Annotated in this window: 18 protein-coding genes; 14 read left to right on the forward strand and 4 right to left on the reverse strand. The window is 62.5% G+C overall.

Features of this window, described 5'->3' with window-relative positions:
• Nucleotides 1-186 precede the first annotated feature (186 nt).
• Together DIE16_RS02565 and DIE16_RS02570 are read left to right on the forward strand one after the other, a co-directional pair.
• A complete protein-coding gene (locus DIE16_RS02565) occupies nt 187-1,359 on the forward strand; it encodes an XRE family transcriptional regulator (RefSeq protein WP_124891710.1) in 1,173 nt (390 codons plus the stop codon).
• Nucleotides 1,356-1,853, forward strand: a complete 498-nt coding sequence (locus DIE16_RS02570) for a PIN domain-containing protein (RefSeq protein WP_124891711.1) — start codon at nt 1,356-1,358, stop codon at nt 1,851-1,853. The genes DIE16_RS02565 and DIE16_RS02570 overlap by 4 nt, the downstream gene beginning before the upstream one ends.
• A 183-nt stretch (nt 1,854-2,036) precedes the next feature.
• On the opposite strand, the gene DIE16_RS02575 is transcribed toward DIE16_RS02570, so the two are convergent.
• From DIE16_RS02575 to DIE16_RS02590, 4 genes are all read right to left on the reverse strand, one after another.
• Nucleotides 2,037-3,380, reverse strand: a complete 1,344-nt coding sequence (locus DIE16_RS02575; protein WP_124891793.1) for an amidase family protein — start codon at nt 3,378-3,380, stop codon at nt 2,037-2,039.
• 14 nt (nt 3,381-3,394) lie between these two features.
• Nucleotides 3,395-4,735: an MFS transporter gene (locus DIE16_RS02580; RefSeq protein ID WP_124891712.1), complete on the reverse strand. Its 1,341-nt coding sequence runs from the start codon at nt 4,733-4,735 to the stop codon at nt 3,395-3,397.
• A 90-nt stretch (nt 4,736-4,825) separates the two neighbouring features.
• A complete protein-coding gene (locus tag DIE16_RS02585) occupies nt 4,826-6,262 on the reverse strand; it encodes an amidohydrolase family protein (protein WP_124891713.1) in 1,437 nt (478 codons plus the stop codon).
• A gap of 158 nt (nt 6,263-6,420) precedes the next feature.
• The gene (locus tag DIE16_RS02590) at nt 6,421-7,308 is read right to left on the reverse strand and encodes a LysR family transcriptional regulator (RefSeq protein WP_124891714.1); all 888 of its coding nucleotides are present in this window, start codon (nt 7,306-7,308) and stop codon (nt 6,421-6,423) included.
• A 468-nt stretch (nt 7,309-7,776) separates the two neighbouring features.
• On the opposite strand from DIE16_RS02590, the gene DIE16_RS02595 reads away from it, so the two are divergent.
• From DIE16_RS02595 to DIE16_RS02655, 12 genes are all read left to right on the forward strand, one after another.
• Nucleotides 7,777-8,484 (forward strand): YfiR family protein, encoded by a 708-nt coding sequence (locus tag DIE16_RS02595; RefSeq protein ID WP_124891715.1) that lies wholly within the window; start codon nt 7,777-7,779, stop codon nt 8,482-8,484.
• The gene (locus DIE16_RS02600) at nt 8,481-9,749 is read left to right on the forward strand and encodes a diguanylate cyclase domain-containing protein (protein WP_124523180.1); all 1,269 of its coding nucleotides are present in this window, start codon (nt 8,481-8,483) and stop codon (nt 9,747-9,749) included. The genes DIE16_RS02595 and DIE16_RS02600 overlap by 4 nt, the downstream gene beginning before the upstream one ends.
• Before the next feature lie 88 nt (nt 9,750-9,837).
• Nucleotides 9,838-10,347: an OmpA family protein gene (locus DIE16_RS02605; RefSeq protein ID WP_044847820.1), complete on the forward strand. Its 510-nt coding sequence runs from the start codon at nt 9,838-9,840 to the stop codon at nt 10,345-10,347.
• A 249-nt stretch (nt 10,348-10,596) separates the two neighbouring features.
• Complete coding sequence (gene tssF, locus DIE16_RS02610) at nt 10,597-12,486, forward strand: type VI secretion system baseplate subunit TssF (RefSeq protein WP_124891716.1); 1,890 nt, start codon at nt 10,597-10,599, stop codon at nt 12,484-12,486.
• Nucleotides 12,487-12,620: 134 nt separating this feature from the next.
• Nucleotides 12,621-14,756, forward strand: a complete 2,136-nt coding sequence (locus tag DIE16_RS02615; RefSeq protein ID WP_124891717.1) for a type VI secretion system Vgr family protein — start codon at nt 12,621-12,623, stop codon at nt 14,754-14,756.
• 17 nt (nt 14,757-14,773) lie between these two features.
• Nucleotides 14,774-15,232, forward strand: a complete 459-nt coding sequence (locus tag DIE16_RS02620) for a DcrB-related protein (RefSeq protein ID WP_124891718.1) — start codon at nt 14,774-14,776, stop codon at nt 15,230-15,232.
• On the forward strand, nt 15,229-19,494 hold the full coding sequence (locus tag DIE16_RS02625; protein WP_260434319.1) for an RHS repeat-associated core domain-containing protein: 4,266 nt from the start codon (nt 15,229-15,231) through the stop codon (nt 19,492-19,494). Before DIE16_RS02620 ends, DIE16_RS02625 begins: the two co-directional genes overlap by 4 nt.
• A 353-nt stretch (nt 19,495-19,847) precedes the next feature.
• Nucleotides 19,848-20,303 carry a hypothetical protein gene (locus DIE16_RS02635; RefSeq protein ID WP_124891720.1) on the forward strand — a complete coding sequence of 152 codons (456 nt, stop codon included), beginning with the start codon at nt 19,848-19,850 and terminating at the stop codon, nt 20,301-20,303.
• Between the two features lie 153 nt (nt 20,304-20,456).
• Entirely contained in the window at nt 20,457-20,834 is a 378-nt protein-coding gene (locus DIE16_RS02640; RefSeq protein ID WP_124891721.1) for a hypothetical protein, read from the forward strand.
• Nucleotides 20,835-21,209: 375 nt separating this feature from the next.
• Nucleotides 21,210-21,728 (forward strand): pentapeptide repeat-containing protein, encoded by a 519-nt coding sequence (locus DIE16_RS02645; protein ID WP_185735441.1) that lies wholly within the window; start codon nt 21,210-21,212, stop codon nt 21,726-21,728.
• A gap of 26 nt (nt 21,729-21,754) precedes the next feature.
• Complete coding sequence (gene comJ, locus DIE16_RS02650; protein ID WP_124891723.1) at nt 21,755-22,243, forward strand: competence protein ComJ; 489 nt, start codon at nt 21,755-21,757, stop codon at nt 22,241-22,243.
• Nucleotides 22,244-22,376: 133 nt separating this feature from the next.
• On the forward strand, nt 22,377-22,721 hold the full coding sequence (locus tag DIE16_RS02655) for a hypothetical protein (RefSeq protein ID WP_124891724.1): 345 nt from the start codon (nt 22,377-22,379) through the stop codon (nt 22,719-22,721).
• The last annotated feature ends 23 nt before the right edge of the window (nt 22,722-22,744 follow it).

Raw genomic sequence — 22,744 nt, forward strand, 5'->3', positions numbered from 1 at the left:
CGCGCGTTGCCGCCGATCGAACTTGTAACTCCATGATTTAAAATGGATTCGAAGCGCCTGCGCGGGCGGCAACCCGTGCCCTGGCCGGCGCGAGCGTTTCGTGCACGCTGAGCGTGTCGGTGGCGAGCGACGCATGTATCCATCATGCTGCTGATGTTGGCCTCTTGAATCGATAGAGAAGCAAGGATGAAACGAGAACCCGTCGAAGGCGTTCAGCCCGAGGTGTTGCGTTGGGCGAGAGAAACGGTCGGACTGTCGATCGACGAAGTGGCGACCATGCTTCGCCTTTCGTCGGCCGAGGTTGCCGGTTGGGAGGCGGGCGCGGGAGCGCCGACCTATGCTCAGCTCGAAAAGCTCGCGTATCAGGTCTTCAAGAGGCCGCTTGCGGTCTTCTTTCTTCCGGCTCCGCCCGAGGAGAAAGTGCCCCAACGTGAATTTCGGACGCTGCCGGACGCGGATATGCAGTCGCTTACCCGCGATACTTATCTGCAGATCCGGCAGGCGCAGGCGTTTCAGCTATCGCTCAGGGAGGTGTTCGGCGAGCGCAATCCCGCGGCCGACATGATCTGGAAATCCTTGTCGCTCTCGCTATCGGAGTCCGTATCGCAGCAGGCGGAGCGGATTCGTGGTGCGCTCGGTATCACGCTCGAGGAACAAGCGTCCTGGTGTAATGATGACCTCGCCCTCAAGCAATGGCGAAAAGCCATCGAGGACGCCGGCATTTTCGTCTTCAAGTCGGCATTCAAACAGCGTGAGATTTCAGGCTTTTGCTTGATGGATGATGCATTCCCGATCATTTATCTCAACAACAGCACGACGAAGACGCGTCAGATATTCAGTCTTCTGCACGAACTGGCGCACCTGCTCCTGAGCATGAACGGCCTGAGCAAGCTCGATTCCGGCTATATCGATGCGCTTCCTCAGGCCGAGAGAAAAATCGAGCGATTCTGCAACGCCATAGCTGCGGATGTGTTGATTCCGCACGCGGCATTCGATCGTCTCGCGGCCGAGCTTCCCGCCGACGTTGAATCCGCGTCCGAGGAGGCGTTTGCCGAACTGGCCGGCTATTTTGGGGTGAGTCGAGAAGCCGTGTTGCGGCGCATGCTCGACCAGGGGCGAGTCAGTCAAGCGTTCTACAAGCGCAAGGCGACGATCTGGTCGGCGCAACGCCGAGAGGCGACGGGCGGTAGCTACTACGCGAATCAAGGCGCGTATCTTAGCGACCGCTTTGCGCGAGAAGTCGTCGGTCGTCACTACCGGCATCAGATCACGCTCGAGCAAGCAGCAGACTTTCTTGGTATCAAACCCAAGAGCTTCGCGGGATTTGAAGAGCATGTTCTTCATGGGGCCGGTGCATGATCTATGTGTTCGACACCAGCTCCATTCGCTCGCTGCAACATTTCTATCCGCGTGTGTTCCGAAGTATCTGGGATGGTATCGAAAAGCTCGTAGGTCAGCGTCGACTCATTTCTACGAGAGAAGTATTGAACGAGATCGAGCGACAGGCCGTAAGCGCGGATGTATTGGCTTGGGTGCGGGGCAATCGATCCCTGTTCACCACGCCGAATGCGGATGAACTGCGGTTCGTCGCGGCGATTTTGCAGATCAAGCATTTCCAGGCATTGATCGGGCAGCAGCAGCGTCTCAAGGGCACACCGGTCGCCGATCCGTTCGTCATTGCCTGCGCCAGGGTTCGCCAAGGGACGGTCGTGACCGAAGAGGGATGGCAGCGCGCGGGCGACGGGCTGGTGCCCAAGCCGCATGCAGCGAAGATACCCAACGTATGTGCACATTTCGAGATTCCATGCATTGATCTCGAAGAATTCATGCACCAACAGGATTGGCAGTTCTGATCCGACGAGCATCAACGCATCCTGAACCGCCTCTCTTCCATCGCGCGAGCGGGCGCGTATCGACATCTGCGATCCGTAGCGTCTTCCACACAACTTGACGAGTATTGGTTGCCGCAGCAACTGCTCGCAGTATGTGCGCCCTGACGTGGACGGTCGAACCGCAAGCAGAATTGGCACCCTGGATCACCACAGGGGCATACCGCGCCACGCGGCCGCGAATTGCCGCGCGGCGTCGAAGCAAACCGCGTCGCGTTGCGGCGCGCCGATCAACTGCACGCCCACGGGCAATTCACCCCGCACGAAGCACGGCGCACTGACGACCGGCAGCCCCGCGAACGAAATCGGCTGCGTGAGCAGGCCGAGCGTCTTCGCCGGTTCGAGCGCGACGCCGTTGACCTCGACGGTCGCGTCGCTGAAGAGCGGCGCGGCATAGGGCGTCGCGGCCGCGAGCAGCACGTCGTAGCGCGCGAACAGCGCTTCGACGCGCGCGCGCCACGCGGCCCGGCAGGCAAGCGCTTCCCGATGGGCGGCGCCGGGCGTGGCGAGGCCGGTTGCGATGCGCGACCGCAGGCGTTCTGAGACGTGCGCCGCCGGCGCGTCGAGCAACCCGCGATGGTTGCGGGCCAGCTCCACGTTCGAGATCGTGACCGCGGCTTCCCGCACGCGTGCGACTTCGTCGCTGTCGACCGGCACCGCTTCCCCCGCATCCAGACACGCCGCCGCACGCCGCACCGCGCGTTGCGCATCCGCATCGGCATGTCGTTCGAAGTCACCCGTCAGCACGGCGACGCGAAGCGGCGCGGCCGGATCGCGAGCCGGTTGCGAGGGCGCTGCATGCGCATCGCGCAGCGTGTCATACAGCGCGGCCAGGTCGTCGATATCGTTCGCGAAGCCGCCGACGGTGTCGAGCGATTCGGCATAGGGGAGACACCCGACCGTCGACAATCGCCCGTCGCTCGGGCGAAACCCCCACACGCCGCATAGCGCCGCCGGTGCGCGGATCGAGCCGTTGGTGTCGCTGCCGAGCGCAAGCGGCACGTAGCCGGCCGCGACGGCGGCGGCCGAGCCGCTCGACGAACCGCCCGTCATGCGCGCCGGGTCAGCTGGCAGGCGCACGGCGCCATAGTGCGGATTCACGCCGGTGGCACCGCACGCGAGTTCGTCCATGTGCGTCGCGCCGATCGGCACCGCGCCGGCCGCGCAGAGTCGCGCGACCATCGCGGCATCGGCGACGGCGGGCGGCAACGCGGCGCGCGCCGGCGAGCCGGCGACCGTCGTGTAGCCCGCCACGTCGATATTCCACTTCACGAGAAACGGCACGCCTGCCAGCGGCCCGGGATCGCGTCCGTCACGCACGAGGCGATCGATCCGCAGCGCGTCGCGCAGCGCCCGCTCGTCGAAGGTGCGGGCGCAGGCATGGATCGCGTCGTCGCGCGCGGCGATATCGGCGAGCACGGTTTGCACGAGCGACACGGTACTCACGCGTCCCGCACGAATCCCGGCCGCCAGCGCGAGCGCGCTGCGCATCGAAGGCACCGGGTTCACGTGCGCACCATCAGCCGGCGCGGAATCGACAGGATCAGCGCGGCGGCGGCGAACAGCGTGAAGGCGAGCAGCGCGACGCCGAGTTCGGTGCTGCCCGTCAATCCGGTCGCGTAGCCCATCAGCGTCGGGCCGACGAACCCGGCGACGGCCGCGCCGATGTTGACGAGCCCCGCGCCGCCCGCGGCCGCTTCACCGGCGAGAATCCGCGACGGCAAGCTCCAGAACATCGCGAGCGTGCTCATGATGCCGGCCACGCCGATGGTCAGGCACATGACGGCGAGCACCGGATGTGCGCGCATGCCGAGGCTCGCGAGCAGCGCGACGCCGCCGATCGCGACGGGCAGCGCCGTATGCCAGCGGCGCTCGCCGGTTCGCACCGAGTGCTGTGCGTTCGCGACCATCGCGACCGATGCGACCAGATAAGGGATCGCGCTGACGAGGCCGACGCCGAGATTGCTCAGCGAACCGAGCGCCTTGATCATCGTCGGCATCCAGAACACCAGCCCGTAGTTGCCGACGTTGTAGAGGAACGACGTCGCGAACAGCAGCCACAGCGTCGGTTCGCGCAGCGCGGCGCCGAGCTTCGTGCGCTTGCCGGCCGCTTCCTGCGCCATCTCCGCGCGAATCATCCGTTTCTCGGCGTCGGTCAGCCAGGTCGCGTCGTCGATCCGCTCCGTCACGCGTGCGAGCAGGTACAGCCCGAGCACGATCGCCGGCAGCCCTTCGATCAGGAACATCCACTGCCAGCCGCGCAGCCCGAGGCCGCCATGCGTCGCGTCCATGATCCAGCCCGACAGCGGGCCGCCGACGATCACGCCCAGCGGCATCGCGAGAAACAGGAAGGCCATGACCTTCGCGAGCCGGTGCGACGGAAACCACACGCTGAAGTACGCGATCACGGCCGGAAAGAAGCTGGCCTCGGTCACGCCGAGCAGGAAGCGCAGCGCATAGAAGCTCGCGGTGTCGCGGGTCGCCAGCGTCGCGACCGACACGACGCCCCACGTCAGCATCGAGCCGGCGAGACAGCGCTTCACGCCGATCCGCCGCACGAGCCAGCCGGCCGGCACCTGCAGCAGCAGGTAGCCGACGAAGAACAACCCGGCGCCGACGCCGTAGGCGGCGTCCGTGAGGTGCAGGTCCGTCACCATCTGCAGCTTCGCGAACCCGACGTTGACGCGATCGAGATAGCCGAAGAAATAGCAGACCAGGATCAGCGGAATGATGCGCCGACTCAGGCGCGCGTACAGCGCGTCGAGGCCGGGCGCGGCGGGGTCCGCGTGCGGGGCCGCGCCGGTTTGCATGCCGCGCGGCGTGGGGATGCCGTTGGAATTGGTCATGGTGACTCCGTGCAGGTTGATTCCGGGGCGACGGCCGCGCGGGCGGCGGCCTTCGCGACGACGGACAGGCGTGCCATCGATCGGCCGATGCTAGCGTCCACGGCGCAGCGCCCGGCCGGGGCGCGCGCCGGTGTGCCGGCCGTGTTCGAGCACGGCACACCCGTTGACGAACACGTGCTCGATGCCTTCAGGCCGCAGCGTCGGGCTCGCGAACGTTGCGCGGTCGATCACGCGGGCGGGATCGAACACGACGAGATCCGCGTAATGACCGACCGCGAGCCGCCCGCGCGCCGTGATGCCGAATTGCTCGGCCGTGAGGCCCGTCATCTTGCGCACGGCGGTTTCGAGCGGGAACAGGCCGCGCTCGCGCGAGAATTCGCCGAGCACGCGCGGGAACGTGCCCCACAGCCGCGGGTGCGGGCGCATGTCGTTGGGCAGGCCGTCGGAGCCGATCATCGTCAGTTCGTGGCGCATGATGCGTTCCACGTCCGCCTCGTCCATCACGAAGTAGATCGCGCCGGCGGGGCGCAGCGCGTCGATCGCGGCGTCGATGGAATCGCCGAACAGCGGCAGCAGTTCGTGGAAGTCGCGGCCCGCGAGCTCGGGATGCGGCTTCGACCAAGCGAGGATCACGCGTGACGACTGGCGGATGCGATCCGCGCGCAGCATCGTCGACGTGGCGGGGTATGGATGGCAGTCGATGCACAGCGGTTGCCGTGCGCGCTGCGCGTCGATATGCGCGAGCGTTTCGACCGAGCGGCCGTGGTTGGCCTTGCCGGCCACCTTGTGATGCGACAGCACGACGCGCACGTCGAGCGCGCGTCCGATCGAGAACGCTTCATCGAGCGACGCGATGATCGCGTCGGTTTCGTCGCGCAGGTGCGTCGCGAACACGCCGCCCGTCTCGCGCAGCGGCGCGCACACGTCGATCAGCTCGTCGGTCGTCGCCGCCGCCGCGGGCGGGTAGAAGGTGCCCGACGAGACGCCGAACGCGCCGGCCGTCATCGCTTCGCGCACGTCGGCCGCCATCGCCGCGATCTCCGCCACGTTGGCCGCGCGATCGAGATCGGCCATGTGCCGCACGCGCAGCGTCGAATGGCCGACCAGGGCTGCCGTGTTCACGGCGGCGGGCGTTGCGTCGAGCGCGTCGAGATACGCGCGAAACGACGGGAAGCGAAACGACTGCCAGGCACCCAGCAGGTCGAGCGGCTGCGGCACGTCGCGTTCGGCGAGCAGCGGGGCGAGACTGATCCCGCAATTGCCGGCGATCACCGTCGTGACGCCTTGCGCGACCTTCGGTTCGACGTCGGGATCGGTCAGCACGAACGCGTCGTCGTGCGTGTGGCTGTCGATGAAGCCCGGCGCGACGACCAGGCCGTTCGCGTCGAGCGTGTGTGCCGCCGTCGCGCCGCCCAGGTCGCCGATCGCGGCGATGCGCTCGCCCGTCACGCCGAGATCGGCCTCGAAGCGCGCGGCCCCTGTGCCGTCGATCAGCTCGCCGCGGCGCAGGATCACGTCGAAATGCATGGTGGCTCCTCCGGAATCTGCCCGGACACGGGTGCTGCCCGCGTCCGTCGTTCATGTTCGCCACCATCGTCGCCAGCCATTTTTCAGGCGTCCAATGCCGTTCGGCTCGCGATTCATGCGAAACCGGCATCAATGCGAGCGCCGCCGCGCCCGCCGCGTTACGCGAACGCTGCCTTCACCAGCGCAAGGAGATCGTTCGCGAAGCTCGACATCGAGATGGTGCGATGCCGCACGATGCCGACCGTGCGGTCGATCGTCGGGCTCGCGATCGGCACCGCGCGCACCGCCGGCGAGCCGTACGCGCGCAGCGCGCTTTCGGGCAGGATCGCGCTGCCGACGCCGGCCGCCACCAGCGCGGCGACGCACGAGATGTGCTCGACCTCGTAGAACCAGCGGGTTCGCACCGCCTCCTGGCCCATCAGCATTTCGAGCAGCAGACGATTGCCGCTGTCGCGGCCGCCGATGATCAGCTTCGCGTGCCGCAGTTCGCCGAGCGTGACGGCGTCCGCGCGCGCCAGCGGATCGTCCTCGTGGGTCGCGAGCACGTAGCGGTCGGTGAAGAGCGGTTCGAACACAAGATCGTCGTCGTCGCCGGGATGCAGGCTCACGCCGAACTCGGCGATGCCCGCGCGCACCTGCGACAGCACGAAGTCGTGATTGCCGTCGAGGATCTGCACGGCGACCTGCGGATACCTGGCCGCATAGTGGCGCAGCACGTCGGGCAGCGCCTGTGCGACGACCGTCGGGATCGATGCGAGCCGCACCTTGCCGTAGCGCTTTTGCGCGATCTCCTGGATCGACGACAACATCATCCCGAGCTGCGCGATCTGCTCGCGCGCCATCGGCAGGAACTGGCGGCCGACGCCCGTGAGCGTTACGCTGCGCGTGGTGCGCTGGAACAACTCGACGCCGAGCGTCTGTTCGAGCTTCTGGATGCGGCGCGACAGCCCCGGCTGTGTCAGGTGCAGCTTTTCCGCCGCGCGATGGAACGTGCCGAGTTCCGCAACGGCGACGAAGGCTTCGAGTTCCGAGTTTTCGACTTTCATGGCGCTCCAATGTGCAGGCCGGCTCCCGCATGCCGGCGTGTGGCGGCAGGATTCACACACGGGTATTTTCGTCGATATCGATTCGTGGCCGGCGGTGCCGCTCGCGGGGCGATCGCGACGGGAGAAATGACGTGACCGCTTCTGGCGGAAGATGCGCGTCGGGCGGTGGATGAAGATCCGTCGAAGCCGGGACGAATGTATGAAGGTTGACGCGCCCGCACGCTCAATCCACTGATCAATTTTCGAAGGCGAGGCCCGATCGTCGTCGGCAAACACGTTCACTCGCATCGTCGCGCATCGCACCGATCCGCCCTATTTTCCGATTGCGATTTGGCGGGAGTATCCCACTGGTTCGGGTTGCGAATTTTTACCTAAGATGGAAGCAATCATGTGCGTGACACGGTACCTGCGCACGCACACGGCAGGCAGGAGGCAGGGCCGGGAACGACTGCAACCGATGTTTCCATCATGGATGCGAGTGTGTGCGCGACGGCCGCGAAGCATGCGGCCGCATCGACGCCAGCGGGCGCGGCGGCAATCGCCGCGCGGACGGCGTCCGGCCGGTCGGGCCGAGTCGCGTCGTTGCGTCACGCATTCATCGCAATCGTTTGCGTTCTGAGCGTTGTCCCTTCCGTCCTCGCCGGATCGCTTGCCGACAGGGACGACCCGGTCGACACGATACACGTCGCAGCCACCGCGACGCCCGCCGGCCCGACGGGCCCCGCCTTTTCGTCACACGACTCCAACGTACGCCAGGTCGTGCTCGGCATCGTCAGTTTCACGCGCTGGCCGACGACGCCCGTGCGCCTGCATCTGTGCGTGACGGGCAGGCCCGACTACGCGGGCGACCTCACCGACACGATGCAGGCCGGCTCGACCGTGCTCGACGTGCAGCGCGTCCGCTTCGACGATCCCTCGCTCGGCATCGCCTGCGACGTCGTGTATCTCGGCGCGCTCGGCAACGACGAGCGAATGCGGGTGAGAACCGCGCTCGTCGGCCATCCGGTGCTGACCATCGCCGAACACGATCCGTCGTGCACCGCGGGCAGCATGTTCTGTCTGACGGTCGAAGGCGAGCACGTGACGTTCGACATCAATCTCGACGCCGTCGCGCGCAGTGGCGTGCGTGTGCATCCGAACGTGCTCAACCTCGCGCGGCGGACGCTGACGCCATGACACGTTCAGCGCCCCCCATCGCGTCCTCACGCGTGCCGCGCCCGACGCTGCAAAGCGTGTTGCGCCGCGCGCACCTGCGCCTGGCGTTCGTCGCGGTGACGATGGCGGCCGTGTCGCTGATCGTCGTCGCCGTGATCGCGTTGCGTGCGTATGCCGGCAACAACCTCAACCTGCTGGCCCGCTCGCTCGGTTACACGGTCGAGGCGGCGCTCGTGTTCGGCGACCGTGCCGCGGCGAGCGAAGCGATCGCGACGATCGCCAGCGATGAGGACGTCGCGCAGGTGGTGGTCACGGACAACAAGGGGCAGTTGTTCGCGACCTGGAAGCTGCCTGCCGGCGGCCGGATCGCCGGGCTCGAGCGCGTCGTCGCCGCTCTCGCGTTGCCGGGCGCCGTGACCGTTCCGGTGATGCACGACGGCATCGTCGTCGGTCAGGTGATCGTGCGTGGCCGCGGGCATCAGTTCTTCGGATTCCTGCTCGGCGGCATCGGCGGCATTCTCGGCTGTCTCGTCGTCAGCGTGTTCGGCGCTTACATCAGCTCGAAGCGTCTGCTGCGCAATATCGTCGCGCCGCTGCGCGCGCTTGCCGCCGTCGCGCACGCCGTGCGGCGCGAGCGTGCGTTCGCGCGGCGCGTCGAGCCCGTGGCGATCGCCGAACTGAACCAGCTCGGCGACGACTTCAATGCGCTGCTCGATGAACTCGAGGAATGGCAGAACACGCTGCGTGACGAGAACGCGTCGCTCGAATACAAGGCGACGCACGATGCGCTCACGGGTTTGCCCAACCGCGTGCAGTTCGAGTCGCGTCTGTCGCTTGCACTCTGCGACGCCGTGTTGACGGGACAGCGGGTCGCCATCCTGTATCTCGACTGCGACCGCTTCAAGGAAATCAACGACTGCCTTGGCCACGATGCCGGCGATGCGGTGCTGGTCGGCGTCGCGGCACGGTTGCGCGCGCAGGTGCGCGAAACCGATCTCGTCGCTCGCCTGGGCGGCGATGAATTCGCGGTGATGCTGACGGGTGTGCGCGACACGGACAGCGTGTGCCTGATCGCCGACCAGATTTTGTCCGGCATGGTGTCGTCGATCGAGTTGCCCGACGGACGCATGGTGGCCACCATGATGAGTGCCGGCGTTGCGCTGTATCCCGACCATGCGTCCGACGCGAGCGGCTTGCTGCGCGCGGCGGATGCCGCGATGTACCGCGCCAAGCGTGCGCGGCCGGGGTCGTGGCAGTTGTCGGAAGGCGTAGCCGGGCCGGTTTGACGTCGATCGTTTCGCGCTGCGGGCGAGGCCGCGGCGGCGGGATAAGAAGCGCACGCGATGCGGGCGCATGCGAAGGAAGGGGACTGTGATGAAAAACGCGTTATCTGTGAGCATGGGGAGGATGTGCGTCGCGAGCGCGGTGCTGCTGTGCCTGCTGCTCGGCGGGTGCAAGACGCCGCCGCTTCATCGTGGGCTCACGCAGACGCAAGTCACGGCGCTGAAGTCGGCCGGGTTTCAGGAGACCGAGCAGGGGTTCGAGTTCGGGTCGACGGGGCCGATTTTGTTTGACTTTGATCGGTATAACCTCAAGCCGGTCGTCAGGCGGATCGTCGAGCGGATCGGGAGGACGTTGAGGTCGGCCGGGATCAACGGTGTGCGGGTTTATGGGTACTCGGACGAGGAAGGGGAGACGGCTTACGATCTCGAGTTGTCCCGGCGGCGGGCGGAGGTGGTGGCGATCGAGCTGGTGGATGTGGGGCTGGACGGCAAGCAGATCGCGGTGGTCGGGAAGGGGAAGAGCGATCCGGTGGGGGATAACCGGACACCCGCCGGGCGGGCGCAGAACCGGAGGGCGGCGATTGTGGTGTCGCCGCGGTGAGGGGAGCGCATGCGTTGGGCTGTAACAGTTTGCCACCATTGCCATGCAGAAGCCCGAACGTCCATTCGCGAGCGGCGAACCTTGATGATCACGGCAACCGGGCCGGATCGGCGGCACGAAACGGACACGCGTGACTGGAAGTTTCCCGGAAAATCTGAAACGAAGTTTTCAACTGCCTGAATAAAATCGTTCCGCCTTTTTTGAACGCTGCATGGCCAAGCGGCGAGTGCAGCGGCTACCGGAACGTGTATGGCCCTAGAACCCAACGACCTGCTTCGACATTTCGAACGTGAGCTTGCGCTGCTGCGCCGTTCGATGCAGACGTTCGCGCAGCGCTTTCCCAAGATCGCCGCGCGCCTTGCGATCACTGGCGAGCATTCGGACGACCCGCATGTCGAACGCTTGTTGCAGTCGTTCGCGTTGCTGGCGGCGTCTCACGACATCCGTCTCGAGGATGACGTGCCTGCGTTTTCACACAGCCTTCTCGAATCGCTGCACGGCACATTCCTGCGCCCGTTTCCTTCCTGCGCGATTGCGCAATTTCGTTGCGGCCAGACCGACAAGCAGACCGCACCTCGCGTCATCCCCCGCGGTGACCGATTGATCGCGCCGGCCGGCCGCGAAGTATTTCGGATGACAGATGACGTCACGATCGTGCCGTTGACCGTCGCGGCCGTGCGTTACACGACGTCGGCGATCGCACCGCGAGACGCGGCGTTGCCCGCCGAAACGTCCGGCTTCCTGAGCATCACGTTCGAGCTGACTGCATCGGAAGCCACATTTGCGATCGTGCCCGACAGGCTGCGCCTGCACTTCACCGGTGCGCGCGAGGTTGTCGCTGCACTCACGGACGCCGCGCTGCTGCTTGCCGTACGAAGTTTCGCCGAAGTGGGCGAGTCCGGTCGCTGGAAGCGCCTGCCGGGCGTGGCGATCACGGCCGTCGGCGTCGAGCCGGCCGATGCGCTGCTCGCCCCGCCGCCCGACGACACCCTCGGGCCGTTTCACCTGCTGATGACGTACTGCGCCGCGCCGGAGCGTTTCGACTTTGTCGACGTCGACATGAGGCCGCTCAAGCGTGCCGCCGGCGACGGTCGTCGCGTCGCGCTGCACCTCGCGATCGCCGGCGTGCATCGGGACTCGCATCGCGCCCAGCGTCTGGCCGCCGCGACGGCGGACCATGTGCGCTTGTTCTGTACGCCCGTGATCAACCTGTTCCAGGACGATGCTGCGCCGATCGAGACGCGTGCCGGTTGCGCGTATTACCCGGTGAAGGCGCTGGCTCAGGCCGGTGCGCCGCGCACGGACATCTGGTCGATCGACGCCGTGCGTGAGATTTCCGACGCGGGGACATCGGCTCTGGCGCCATTCCATTCCCTGCGGCACGGCATGGACGGCCGTCCCGGGTTGTTCTGGACGGTATTGCGCGATGAGGCGAGGCGGGCACCGAAGCGGAAGCCAGTCGACCCCGACGCCAAACAGGCGGACAAAGCGCCGACACCGACACCGGCCCCGGACGAGACGCCAGAGCCGCTCCACGGCGTCGAACTCCAGATCACCGACCGGGACGGCCAACCTGCCGATCCGGGCAAGCGCAATCTGGCGATCCGGCTTTCCTGTACCCAGGGCGACCTGTCCGGGATGCAGGCGTGCGAACTGGCGCCGGCGGAAGGCGACCCGGTGGGAACGATCATGTTGCTGAACCGGCCGACCCGGTGCCGGGCGCGGGCTTTCCGCCGCGGGGAGCTGTGGGATCTGCTGTCGCTTCTCGTGCCCCAGGCGATCCGGCTGGACAAAGGCGGCCTGGCTCAGCTCAGGCGGCTTTGCGCACGCTGGGCGGAGGATTCGGTCGATGCCGGCCGGCGCTTCGATGCGCTCGTCTCGTTGTCGACCGCGCGCGTGCGGTGCTGGCTGCCCGGCAAGCCGGCCTCGGCGTTCGTGCAAGGGCTGGAAGTGCGGCTGGTCGTGGACGAGCAGCGCTTCGCCGGGTTCAGCCTGGGCGGGTTCGCGCACGTGATGGACCGGTTTTTCGCGCCGTACGTTCCGGTCACCAGCTTCGTGCAGATCGTGCTGTTTTCAGCCCATACCGGTGCGGTGCTTCGGCGTGGGCAACCTTGTCCCGGCACCCAGCCTTTGATCTAGTTCCCGATTATTGGGGCGATAACGAAAACGTTTGCGAAGGCGTCTTTCGCGCCCCCGGGTTTTGACCTACATTATCGAGGCTTCGGCCCGGCGAACCGGCCGACAGAACCTGAGAACACAAGCAAGGAACAAGAATGAGTTTCGCTCCGAACGGGGGTATTCCCAACGGTTTGGGCGGCAGTGCGCTCGGCTCCCTGAGCGCGCTCGGCGGCCTCGCAGGTCCGATCGCATCGAGTGTTGCCGGAAGCGTCGGCCCGCTCGCCGGCCTGGCCGGGCACGTCGACACCGTCCAGCGTGCGATGCAGCTCGCGCAAACCGGTTTCTCGCTGATGGACAAGACGCCCGGCGCGATTGCCGAGGCGATCAACGGCGCCGCCAACCCCGCGCGCCTGACCCAGCTCAATCGCTACGTGACGCTCGATACGCCGCTCGGCCCGGACGTGCTGCTGGTCAGCGCGGCCGTCGTCGACGAGTACGTGAACCGGTTGCCGGAGATTCACCTCGACCTGCTGTCGCATCGCCACGACCTTCGCCCGGACGACCTGATCGGCCAGCAGGTCAAGATCCGCTTCGACCAGCAGGCGCGCCTGTCGACGCTCGAACGCTTCGTCGCAACCGGCACCGGCGATACCGACCGCTACTTCGACGGCTACGTCGCATCGTTCGACCGCGCCGGCAATCCCGGGAACGTCACGCAGTATCACCTGACGGCCGTGCCGTGGTTCTGGTTCCTGACGCGCTCCACCGACTGCCGGATCTTCCAGAACAAGACCGCGCAGGACATCCTCACCGAGATTTTCCAGGAGCACGGGTTTTCCGATTTCGTGTTCGATATCCGGACGAGCCAGAAGCCGCTCGAGTACGTCGTGATGTATCAGGAGACTTACTACAACTTTTGCGCGCGGCTGATGGAACAGGAAGGGCTGGTCTGGACGCATCGCTACGAGAAGGACAAGCATTTCCTCGTGATCGGCGACACGAACCTGCTGTTCCGTCCGATCGACGGGCTGGCCACCGTGCCGTTCGCCGCGACCGAGGCGAGTGAGGACAGCGGTATCGACCAGTTGCACGAGGGCCGGCGCTTCGGGGTCGGCAAGGTCACGTTTCGCGACTTCAATTACCAGAATCCGTCGTCGCCGCTGATGCTGGTCGAGGCCGAGCCGCAGAACCTCAAGCATGCGCGGCTCGACGCGACCGAGCGGTTCGAGCACCAGTCGCTGTACGACCATGGCGACGACGGCAACCGCTATGCGCGTTTCGCTATGGAGGCCGAAGAGGCGCAGGCGCATCGCTATACCGGCGGCGGCTATGCGTGGCGCATGACGACGGCCGGTGCCGTCACGGTGGCGAATCATCCCGTCCTCGAGAACAACCAGGAATACGTGATCCTGCACGTGCGGCACGAAGCGGTGAACGACTACACGCAGCACAGCGCGAAGCTGCCGTACCGCAATTCGTTCGCGCTGCTGCCGAAGAAGATTCCGTACCGTGCGCCGCGCGCGACGCCGAAGCCGGTGATTCACGGCACGCAGTCGGCGATCGTCGTCGGGCCGAAGGGCGAGGAAATCTATACGAACGGCAGCGCCGTGAAAGTGCACTTTCCGTGGGACCGGCGCGGCAAGAAGGACGGCTCCGATTCGATGTGGGTGCGCGTGTCGCAACCGTGGGCGGGCGACGGCTGGGGCGCGGCCGCGATTCCGCGGATCAAGCAGGAAGTGCTGGTCGCGTTCAACCAGGGCGATCCCGACAACCCGGTGATCGTCGGTCGCGTGTTCAACGGCGAGCAAGGTAATCCGTACCACGGCGCGGCTGGCCAGACGATGGGGATCAAGAGCCAGACGCACAAGGGGCAGGGGTCGAACGAAATCCGCATGACCGATACGAACGGCATGCAGGAGTTCTTCATGCACGCGCAGAAGGACATGAACACCGTCGTCGAGAACAACGAGACGCACAAGGTGCTGGGCCCGATGCGTACCGTGCTGGTGGCGACAGGTAGCGAAGAGAAGCAGATTCCGCAGGGCAACCTGACCGAGACGATCGCCGAGAAGCGCAGCACGACCGCGACCGTCGTCGAGGTGACGACGCCGGCCAAGGACGGCGGCGGCACGCAGATGTACGTGGCCGAGCGCGGCATCCTGCTGAAGGTGCAGGACAGCTCGATCTCGCTCGCGCCGGAAGGCATCCGCCTCGAACACAAGGGTTCCGTGATCCTGATGACCGACGACGGCGTGATGGTCAACGGCAAGCGCATCGATCTCAACAAATAACTCGAACGACACCAGCCATGCACTACGCAATCCACGAAGGCACCTTCGAACTGCCGGACGCGGCGCTCGACCGCACCGTCAACATCCTGATGATGAACGTCGGCCCCGGCGGCCTCAATCTCGTGATCGCCCGCGGGCGGTTTCGCGACGGCGAGAATCTCGACGCGTTCGTCGCGCGCGAATGGGAAGTGGCGTCGCGCGATGCGCGGATGCTCACCGAGAAGGCGCGCCGGCCGATCACCGTCGGCGGGCGCGCGGGCATTCAGATCGACTCCACGCACGAACGGGACGGCCGGCTCTGGCATCAGATGCAGACCATGTTCCCGTCGGACGACGCCGGCCGCGTGCTCGTGATGACGCTGACCAGCGCGGCGCCGCTGACCGACGAGCAGCAGGCGATCGCCGACCGCATGCTCGCCAGTTTCCAGCCGCGCGCGGCTCGGCCGACCCTGCTCGGGCCGGGTGACGCGTCGTGAGCGCGGAACACTTCGCCGCCGCCCGCTTCGAAGACCCGATCCAGCACACGTCGTTCTGGGGCGAGCTTGCCGGCACGGTCGGGTCGGTGATCGGCGGTGCCGTCGTCGGCGCGTTGGTGGCCGAGGCGATGGAGGGGCTGGTGTTCGTCGGCCTCGCCGCGCTCGAAATCGGCACGGCCGGGTTGGCGACGCCGCTCGTGATTGCGATCGGCGTGGGCGTCGCGGTGGGATCCGGCGCGCTGATGGAAGCGAGCGGCATGAACGAAGCCATCGACGATGGCGCGAAGGCGCTGGCCGATTCGATCGCGCCGCCCGAGATCAAGGGCAAGATCGCGAGCGGCTCCGGCAACGTGTACGTCAACGACAAGCCGGCGGCGCGGGCCGCGCAGCCGGGGGATCTCGACACCGTCGCGTGCACGGATCATCCCGGGCCGCAGATGATTGCCGATGGGTCGGGGAGCGTTTATATCAACGACCAGCCGGCGGCGCGCGTCGGCGACAAGACGACCTGCGACGGGACGATCGCCGAAGGTTCCGATAACGTTTTCATCGGCGGCGGCACGCAGCGCGTGCGGGACGTCAAGTCGGCGACGCGGCTCGGCTGGCTCGGCGCCGCGCTGGGGATTGCGCTGGCGGTTTGCGGCCGCGGCAAGATGAGCTGGGGGCAGTTCCTGAAGAGCAAGGTGCCGTGTATCGCGATGAATTTCGCGGCGAGCGCTTTCGGGACGTGGCTCGGCAGTCTGGCGAGACCTTCGGCCGGCCATCCGGTGAACGTCATCACCGGCGGCAAGGTTCTCGACGGCACGGACGACACCGACTTCGCATTGCCCGGGCCGCTGCCGATCGTGTGGCGGCGTTTTTACAGCAGCCATGACGATCGTGCGGACAGCCTGTTCGGCACCGGCTGGAGCGTGCCGATCAGCGTCGAGCTGCGGATTGCGCGCGAGCACGGCGAGGTCACGTCGATCACGTATTGGGACGAGCAGGGGCGCGATATCGAGTTTCCGGCCGTGCCGCCGGGTGAGAGTCATTTCAGCGTGCCTGAAGGCATCTATCTGATCTGTACCGCCGGCGGTCACTATGTGGTCGAAACGGTCGACGGTCTGTATCGCGATTTCGGTCGTGCGCGCAGCGAAGCCGACAGCGAGACGCTCAAGCTGTGGCGTCTCGAGGATCGCAACGGCAACTGGATCGAGGTCGAGCAGGAAGCGGCCGATGACGTCGTGCGGCCCGGGCTGCTGCGTGATAGCGCCGGTCGTTTGTTGACGCTTGTCTACGATTCGTCGCACCCCCGACGCATCGCCGCGATCGAGCTGACGCGTGGTGTGGACGGCGAACATCCCGATACGCTGGTGTGTTACACGTACAACGACGCCGGCGAACTGGTGGCCGTGACCGATCGCAGTGGTCACGTCGGGCGACGGTTCGCGTACGAGCGCGGACTGATGGTGCAGCACACGTTGCGCGGCGGCTTGACGTGCTTTTATGCGTGGCAGGGCGTCGGCCGCGACGCGCGTGTCGTGCGCCACTGGACCGACGACGGCGAAGCGTACACGTTCGATGCGGATCTCGTTCAGCGTTCGGTGACGATCACCGATCAGATCGGGCGCGTCACGCAATGGACGTGGAACGAGGATCGGCAGCCGACGAGCCATACCGACGCCGAAGGCCATGTGTGGCGGCTCGAGTGGAACGCGATGCGGCAATTGGTCAGTACGACCGATCCGGCCGGAAACACGACGCGCTTCGAATATGACGAGCGCGGGCGGCAGACGCAGCGTATCGATGCGCTCGGCCAGGTCGAGCGGACCGAGTGGAACGGGCACTACGATCTGCCCGTCGCTGAAACCGATCCGGCCAATGCGCGCTGGATCTATCGCTACGACGATCGCGGCAACCTGACGATGACGCGCGACCCGGCGGGTTTCGCGACCGAGTATTACCGGGACGATCGCGGGCTCGTTCATACGATTCGCGATGCGCGTGGCGGGTACAAGTTCCTCGAATGGAATGGTCGGGCGCAGTTGACGTCGTATACCGATTGTTCCGGAAAGGTCACGCGGTTCGCGTATGACGCACGTGGTGCGCTCGCGCGGGTGACGGATGCGGCCGGGCAGGCCACCGTGTATGAAACGGATGCGATGGGGCGCGTTACCGGGATCGGGACGGCGGACGGTGCGCGTCAGACGTTTCGATACGATGCGGCCGGGCGGCTCGTCGAGGTCGTTGATGCGAATCAGCGTAGTACGCGGTATGAACTCGATCCGCGTGGGTTGCTGTTGTCTCGCACGGATGCGGCGGATCGCGTGGTGCGGTTCGGTTACGACGATGCTTTCAGGCTTGCTAGCCTTACCAACGAAAATCGCGAGACATACCGTTTTCAGTATGACCGGCGCGATCTGGTTTCCGCGCAGATCGGGCTCGATGGCCACAAGCGTACCTACGAGTACGACGTGTGCGGCCAGGGCACGATTGTCCGCGATGGACAGATCGAGACGCGATACGAGCGCGATGCGATCGGGCAGCTGACGGCGAAGCAAGCTCCGCATGAGCGTTGTGAATACCTGTATGACAAGGCCGGGCGAATCACGTCGGCGGAGGTGTACGCGCTTGCCGCGCGTGGGCCGTCGCTGAAGAACCGGGTCAGCTTGAAATACGACGTGCGCGGTGAGGTCGTCGAGGAGTACACGCCGACTGGCTGGCTCGCACACACCTACGATGAGCTTGGCAATCGCGTAAGCACGACGATTTCCGGCGAGCGCACGATCGATTGGCTGCATTACGGGTCGGGGCATGTGCATCAGATCCGGTTCGATGGTGCCACGGTGGCCGATATCGAACGGGATGACCTGCATCGCGAGATTCTGCGAACGCAGGGCAAGCTGACGAGTCATTTCGGGTATGACGCGGTGGGGCGTCGGGCGCGGCACGCTGCGCAGCGAGGCAGGGCCGCCGATGCGTTGCTCGCGAAGCAGTGGCAATACGATGCAGCAGGCGACGTGATCCAGAAGCGCGATCAGCGCTACGGCACGACGAGCTATCGGTATGACCCGACGGGGCGTATCGAGCAGGCCGTGGGGCCGGGATTACCGTCGGAAGTGTTTCGCTGGGATGCGGCGGCTAACCTGGTGTCGAGCGATCACCCGGGCGGCTTTGTCGAGCACAACCGGCTCAAGATGTTCGAGGACAAGCGCTTCGAGTACGACTCGTATGGGCGGTTGGTTCGCAAGCTGAGCGGGCATGGGCCGGCCAAAGAGCTGGTTCTCGAATACGACGATTGGAACCAGTTGAAGTCGGTCGTGACGAAGGACCGGCTTGGCATCGCGACGACGCACTTCGAATACGACGCGTTCGGGCGGCGGATCCGGAAGCTCAACGGCAGTTACGCGAGTACGGATTTCCTGTGGGATGGCATGCGGTTGGTGCAGGAGACGTATCACGATCGTCGCGGTGAGGAAGCGCTGACTTATTTGTACGAGTCCAATAGCTATGTGCCGCTGGCTCGGATTGATCAAGGGAAGGCGGCGGCTAATGATGCGGATGCACGGGATGCCGTTTACTACTTCCACAACGACGTTTCGGGGCTGCCGGAGGAACTGACTGACGCGGATGGCGAGCTGGTCTGGCAGGCACGCTACAAGGTGTGGGGCAATGCGGTGCAGGAGGAGTGGATTGCGCGGGTGCCGGAGCGACCGATGCCGGAATGGGGCGAAATTCAGCTAGCCACACAGGGACCTGAAAACGTTCCACGACCGCAAAACTTGCGCGCTCAAGGTCAGTATCTGGATCGTGAAACTGGGTTGCACTACAACACGTTCCGGTTCTACGATCCGGATATTGGTCGATTTATTACACAAGACCCTATTGGTCTGAATGGTGGCGTAAATTTATATCAGTACGCACCTAATCCGCTGGCATGGATTGACCCTCTCGGGTTAATGGTTTTGTATCGGTCCATGAGTTTGGATGAGTATAGTGGGCTTGCGGAATCCGGTAAGTGGACTATTAATGGCAATATGGAAGGAAAATGGTTTGCTGAGTCTTATCAGGATGCCGTCAAGTGGGGTAATACAATGGGGCATGGGGAAGGTGCGTTCAGAGTGGTGCAAGTAGACGTGCCGGATGATATAGCAGGAAAAATGCATAAGGATCCGCATCTCGATGGTATTGGGCCTGCTCGATATGCTGAATTAGAAGATCTTAATAATCCGAGATCGAGGATCACTTGGAGTAAAGAGGTTAATTATTCGGGCTGTAGATGAGGATGGGAGGTGTCAAGTGCATTCCGTTAGAGTGGTTTGGATTTCGGCGGCGAAAGGAGGGAGGAAAAAGCCTCCCGCGGCAGGAAGATATTATTCTGTGTCCCGGTTTCCTGAGGATGTTAATTGGCAAAATAATGCATGGAGTGTTGTTTTTGATTTGCGTGATCCTTTTGAATCAAATGGGGAAATGGTGAGCTTGGGAGAGGTTGATTTTCTTGTAAGTAATGCTCCTAAGGAGAGGATGTTGAATCATAAAGTATTTGATATTTATGAGGGCCCGAAGAAAGTCGCAGAGGTAACTATACTTGATTAATGTGAATTAAGAAGGATGCATCGTGTGGGCACAGCGGCAGATGACCCTGGCTTGGGATCACATGTCGGCTGCCACGCCCATTCTTGGGAGTGTTGCGAGTAATCCGATTCGGAATGCCGTGAGGATAGCGACAAGTCCCGGTAAAAATCGAGCCGTTACGTCGTTACATCGTTTCCGAAGTGAGGATTTTTTGGAAATTAAATATTATGTTGTTTCGGTCAGCGATGCTGGGTTTGGTCACGGTGATGAAATTCATCTTATTAAGATTGGCGATGGCCGTGTGATAGGTTATTCATCAGAATTCGACACTTGTACTGCGGATATTGCTGATGCATGTGTTGCGGAAAGAACCGATCGCGCCAAATGGTTTGCCTGGAATGAGGGCTGGGAGTGGCGTGCTGCAAATCTAGAAGAAATAAGAAATCTGGGACTGGCTGGATATCTTGTTGGTTCAAAGAAGGATATGAAAGTCACCACGAAGATTGATCCGCTGTAAGTGCTGCAAGTGGGATTGGTAAGGATCATGCCCCGTCTATTTATAGACCAATAAGTATAAATGATTTCGATGTCGATGGATTTCCAAGAGCCATGAATTGGATGCTCTCGCAAGGCAAGGGGATGGGTAGGTGAAAATCGGAGGGTGTTTTAAATGATTTCTAAGCGCAGTCGTTGCTTGAGCGTTGTTCTTCTGGAGGATGTTGATTTCCTTGGTTTGGTTGGGAAAATCGAAAGTGCATTTGGTGTGCGCCTTTCGGTGAAGGATGAAAAAGGGCGCTATATCGCAGATTGGGATGGCAATGATTTTTCCATCGAGGTCGTTGATAGAGTCGATCGCCTTGGTGATTTTTTGTCTGATGAAAATCATGTTGTGGATGTTTTTATCGAGTCGGATGAGAATTTCAATGAAAAATTTGAGGGTAAAATAAAATCCATCTTTAGAAATGGTGGGGTTGCGTGGAGTCGTGCAGTGTGGTCGCAAGTTAGTCGAGACGAAAGTTTGCGAGAGATATATCCTGATTCGGATTGATTTTAAACGGTGAGTGGTGGCGGGGTTTTGTATTGGTTACTCGGAATTTGAGCATAGAGACGTTATTTGTTGATGCAGAGACTGCTTTTGGTGCGACAGTTGTGACCTGATTTCCGTGCAGATCGTGACGAAGGACCGATTTGATGGGACTGAGGAACTCTGCTGGCAATCTGCTCGGCTCGACTACCAGATTTACTTGCCGGGGGAAGCTTGGTGCGTTCGATATAACAACTCCCGGGCAAGGACGAAGATCGATAAGTACGTTGCCGATCTCTGTCCGGGCTAATATATTTTACTGATATGAGTGACGCAAAAACGAATCAACTGAGGTGGGATGAGAGTCTATCCAAATCGACAAACCAAGAGATAAGCCTCATGGTGAAACGGATGGGCACTCTTCCAGCGTCACCTTTCCATAAGACGGAAGATGGGCTTGCGGACTTTCGTGGTTTCCCCCTAAAGGTTCAGCTTTCGAGGATGGCGATAAATGACGTTGATTTTTCTTATTCTATATGTCTCCTGGCGGGATCATTGAATAATTGCAATGTCAGGCGGAGTAAATTTTTCGGCGCCAACTTCGATGGAAGATTTTTTGGAGTTTTGTTTGAGGATTGTGATTTTGAAAAGTCATCACTGAAAAGCGCTGCGCTTGGATCGGCGTCTTTTTTAAATTGCAGTTTTTCTGGCGCGAAATTGATTGATGCGATGGCTCGGGGGGCTACCTTCGAAAAGTGTTCATTTGACCGGACAAATATGAAAAAAGCTGCCCTCCTTGGCTGTACGTTCAATGAGTGTACGTTCGAGGGTGCAGAGTTTCACAATGGGTCTTTGGTGGGTTGCAAATTTATAGGGAATCGCCCGAGTGATACTCAATTGGGTAACACAATGATTTAGCATGGTAATCGTCGGATTTGAATGAAATGAGTGACAATCTCGGCCAAACAGTCGATCTATTGATTTCCCATAGTCAGATTCTAGTTAGGTCTAGACCGTATGACGAAGGTTTGAGCCAATGGGGAACGGGCAACCTTGATCAAGGTGCGGTACTTCACGACGACTACGTCATTTTTGATCCGCTTCCGGACGACGCCTTTGGCGCAAAGGTGAATTTGCGAGTAGCGGATAAATTTGAGATAGACGAGCGGGCGGCGCGATGCATTGTTGCCCCGTTTCGTATCACTGATCCCGGCGCGTTGGAAGTTGCCTCGGCAACTGAAAAATTCAAGATTGTGCTGCCGTTACCGCTTGCTTCTTACGATGTGTATTACGAGGTCTGTGAGGGAGAGGAAGTCTTCTATAAGTTTACATTTACTTCGGATGCCATGCATCGACAAGCAATGTATTTGCGCGATGACCCATGGGGTGGAAAGAAAGGAAAGCTGCTGTTGGGTGGACGATTTGATAGGTAAAATATTTGCCTCTCTAATACTCGGAAGGGATGTGCTTGAATAGTTGCTAACGAGGGCGGTGGGCTGGTTTCTCCGGTTCGCCGCCCATCCGAAGTGCTTGTGGGTGAAAGGGGTGTGATAGTTTGGTGTGCGCATGAAAATTTATAATTCTCTGTTGGAGCTAACTGAAAATATCCGGTCGTTGCCAGAAAAAGACTGGATTTACGCAAACGTTGATTCGTGGCGGCGTGATCCAGAGGGGACGAGGTTTTTCTACATCCCGTGGAATTACATTCAAGATCTGGATGATGATGAAATTTATCTGGACAACGAGGGCATGGAGGTGCCGAAATCAGTCGAGAAGTATAACTTGAGATGTTGGATGTTGGTGAATCAGCTGAGCTATATTTTAAAAGGCAAGGTTGGTGAAAATGATAATGTCAAATGGTTTATCGATGAGGTAAATTATTATCGTGAAAACGATGAATTTAGGACTTAATTTTTAATGTCAAGAAATTTGCG

Source organism: Burkholderia sp. Bp9090 (assembly GCF_003857985.1).
GTDB lineage: Bacteria > Pseudomonadota > Gammaproteobacteria > Burkholderiales > Burkholderiaceae > Burkholderia.

Bases quoted from the DNA above. Each gene is read 5' to 3' on its own strand.
- DIE16_RS02655 (WP_124891724.1), top strand. From the start codon at position 22,377: ATGAAAATTTATAATTCTCTGTTGGAGCTAACTGAAAATATCCGGTCG.
- DIE16_RS02620 (WP_124891718.1), top strand. From the start codon at position 14,774: ATGCACTACGCAATCCACGAAGGCACCTTCGAACTGCCGGACGCGGCG.
- DIE16_RS02575 (WP_124891793.1), bottom strand. From the start codon at position 3,380: ATGCGCAGCGCGCTCGCGCTGGCGGCCGGGATTCGTGCGGGACGCGTG.
- DIE16_RS02585 (WP_124891713.1), bottom strand. From the start codon at position 6,262: ATGCATTTCGACGTGATCCTGCGCCGCGGCGAGCTGATCGACGGCACA.
- DIE16_RS02580 (WP_124891712.1), bottom strand. From the start codon at position 4,735: ATGACCAATTCCAACGGCATCCCCACGCCGCGCGGCATGCAAACCGGC.
- DIE16_RS02590 (WP_124891714.1), bottom strand. From the start codon at position 7,308: ATGAAAGTCGAAAACTCGGAACTCGAAGCCTTCGTCGCCGTTGCGGAA.
- DIE16_RS02595 (WP_124891715.1), top strand. From the start codon at position 7,777: ATGGATGCGAGTGTGTGCGCGACGGCCGCGAAGCATGCGGCCGCATCG.
- DIE16_RS02565 (WP_124891710.1), top strand. From the start codon at position 187: ATGAAACGAGAACCCGTCGAAGGCGTTCAGCCCGAGGTGTTGCGTTGG.
- comJ (WP_124891723.1), top strand. From the start codon at position 21,755: ATGAGTGACAATCTCGGCCAAACAGTCGATCTATTGATTTCCCATAGT.
- tssF (WP_124891716.1), top strand. From the start codon at position 10,597: ATGGCCCTAGAACCCAACGACCTGCTTCGACATTTCGAACGTGAGCTT.
- DIE16_RS02645 (WP_185735441.1), top strand. From the start codon at position 21,210: ATGGTGAAACGGATGGGCACTCTTCCAGCGTCACCTTTCCATAAGACG.
- DIE16_RS02605 (WP_044847820.1), top strand. From the start codon at position 9,838: ATGAAAAACGCGTTATCTGTGAGCATGGGGAGGATGTGCGTCGCGAGC.
- DIE16_RS02635 (WP_124891720.1), top strand. From the start codon at position 19,848: ATGACCCTGGCTTGGGATCACATGTCGGCTGCCACGCCCATTCTTGGG.
- DIE16_RS02640 (WP_124891721.1), top strand. From the start codon at position 20,457: ATGATTTCTAAGCGCAGTCGTTGCTTGAGCGTTGTTCTTCTGGAGGAT.
- DIE16_RS02600 (WP_124523180.1), top strand. From the start codon at position 8,481: ATGACACGTTCAGCGCCCCCCATCGCGTCCTCACGCGTGCCGCGCCCG.
- DIE16_RS02570 (WP_124891711.1), top strand. From the start codon at position 1,356: ATGATCTATGTGTTCGACACCAGCTCCATTCGCTCGCTGCAACATTTC.
- DIE16_RS02615 (WP_124891717.1), top strand. From the start codon at position 12,621: ATGAGTTTCGCTCCGAACGGGGGTATTCCCAACGGTTTGGGCGGCAGT.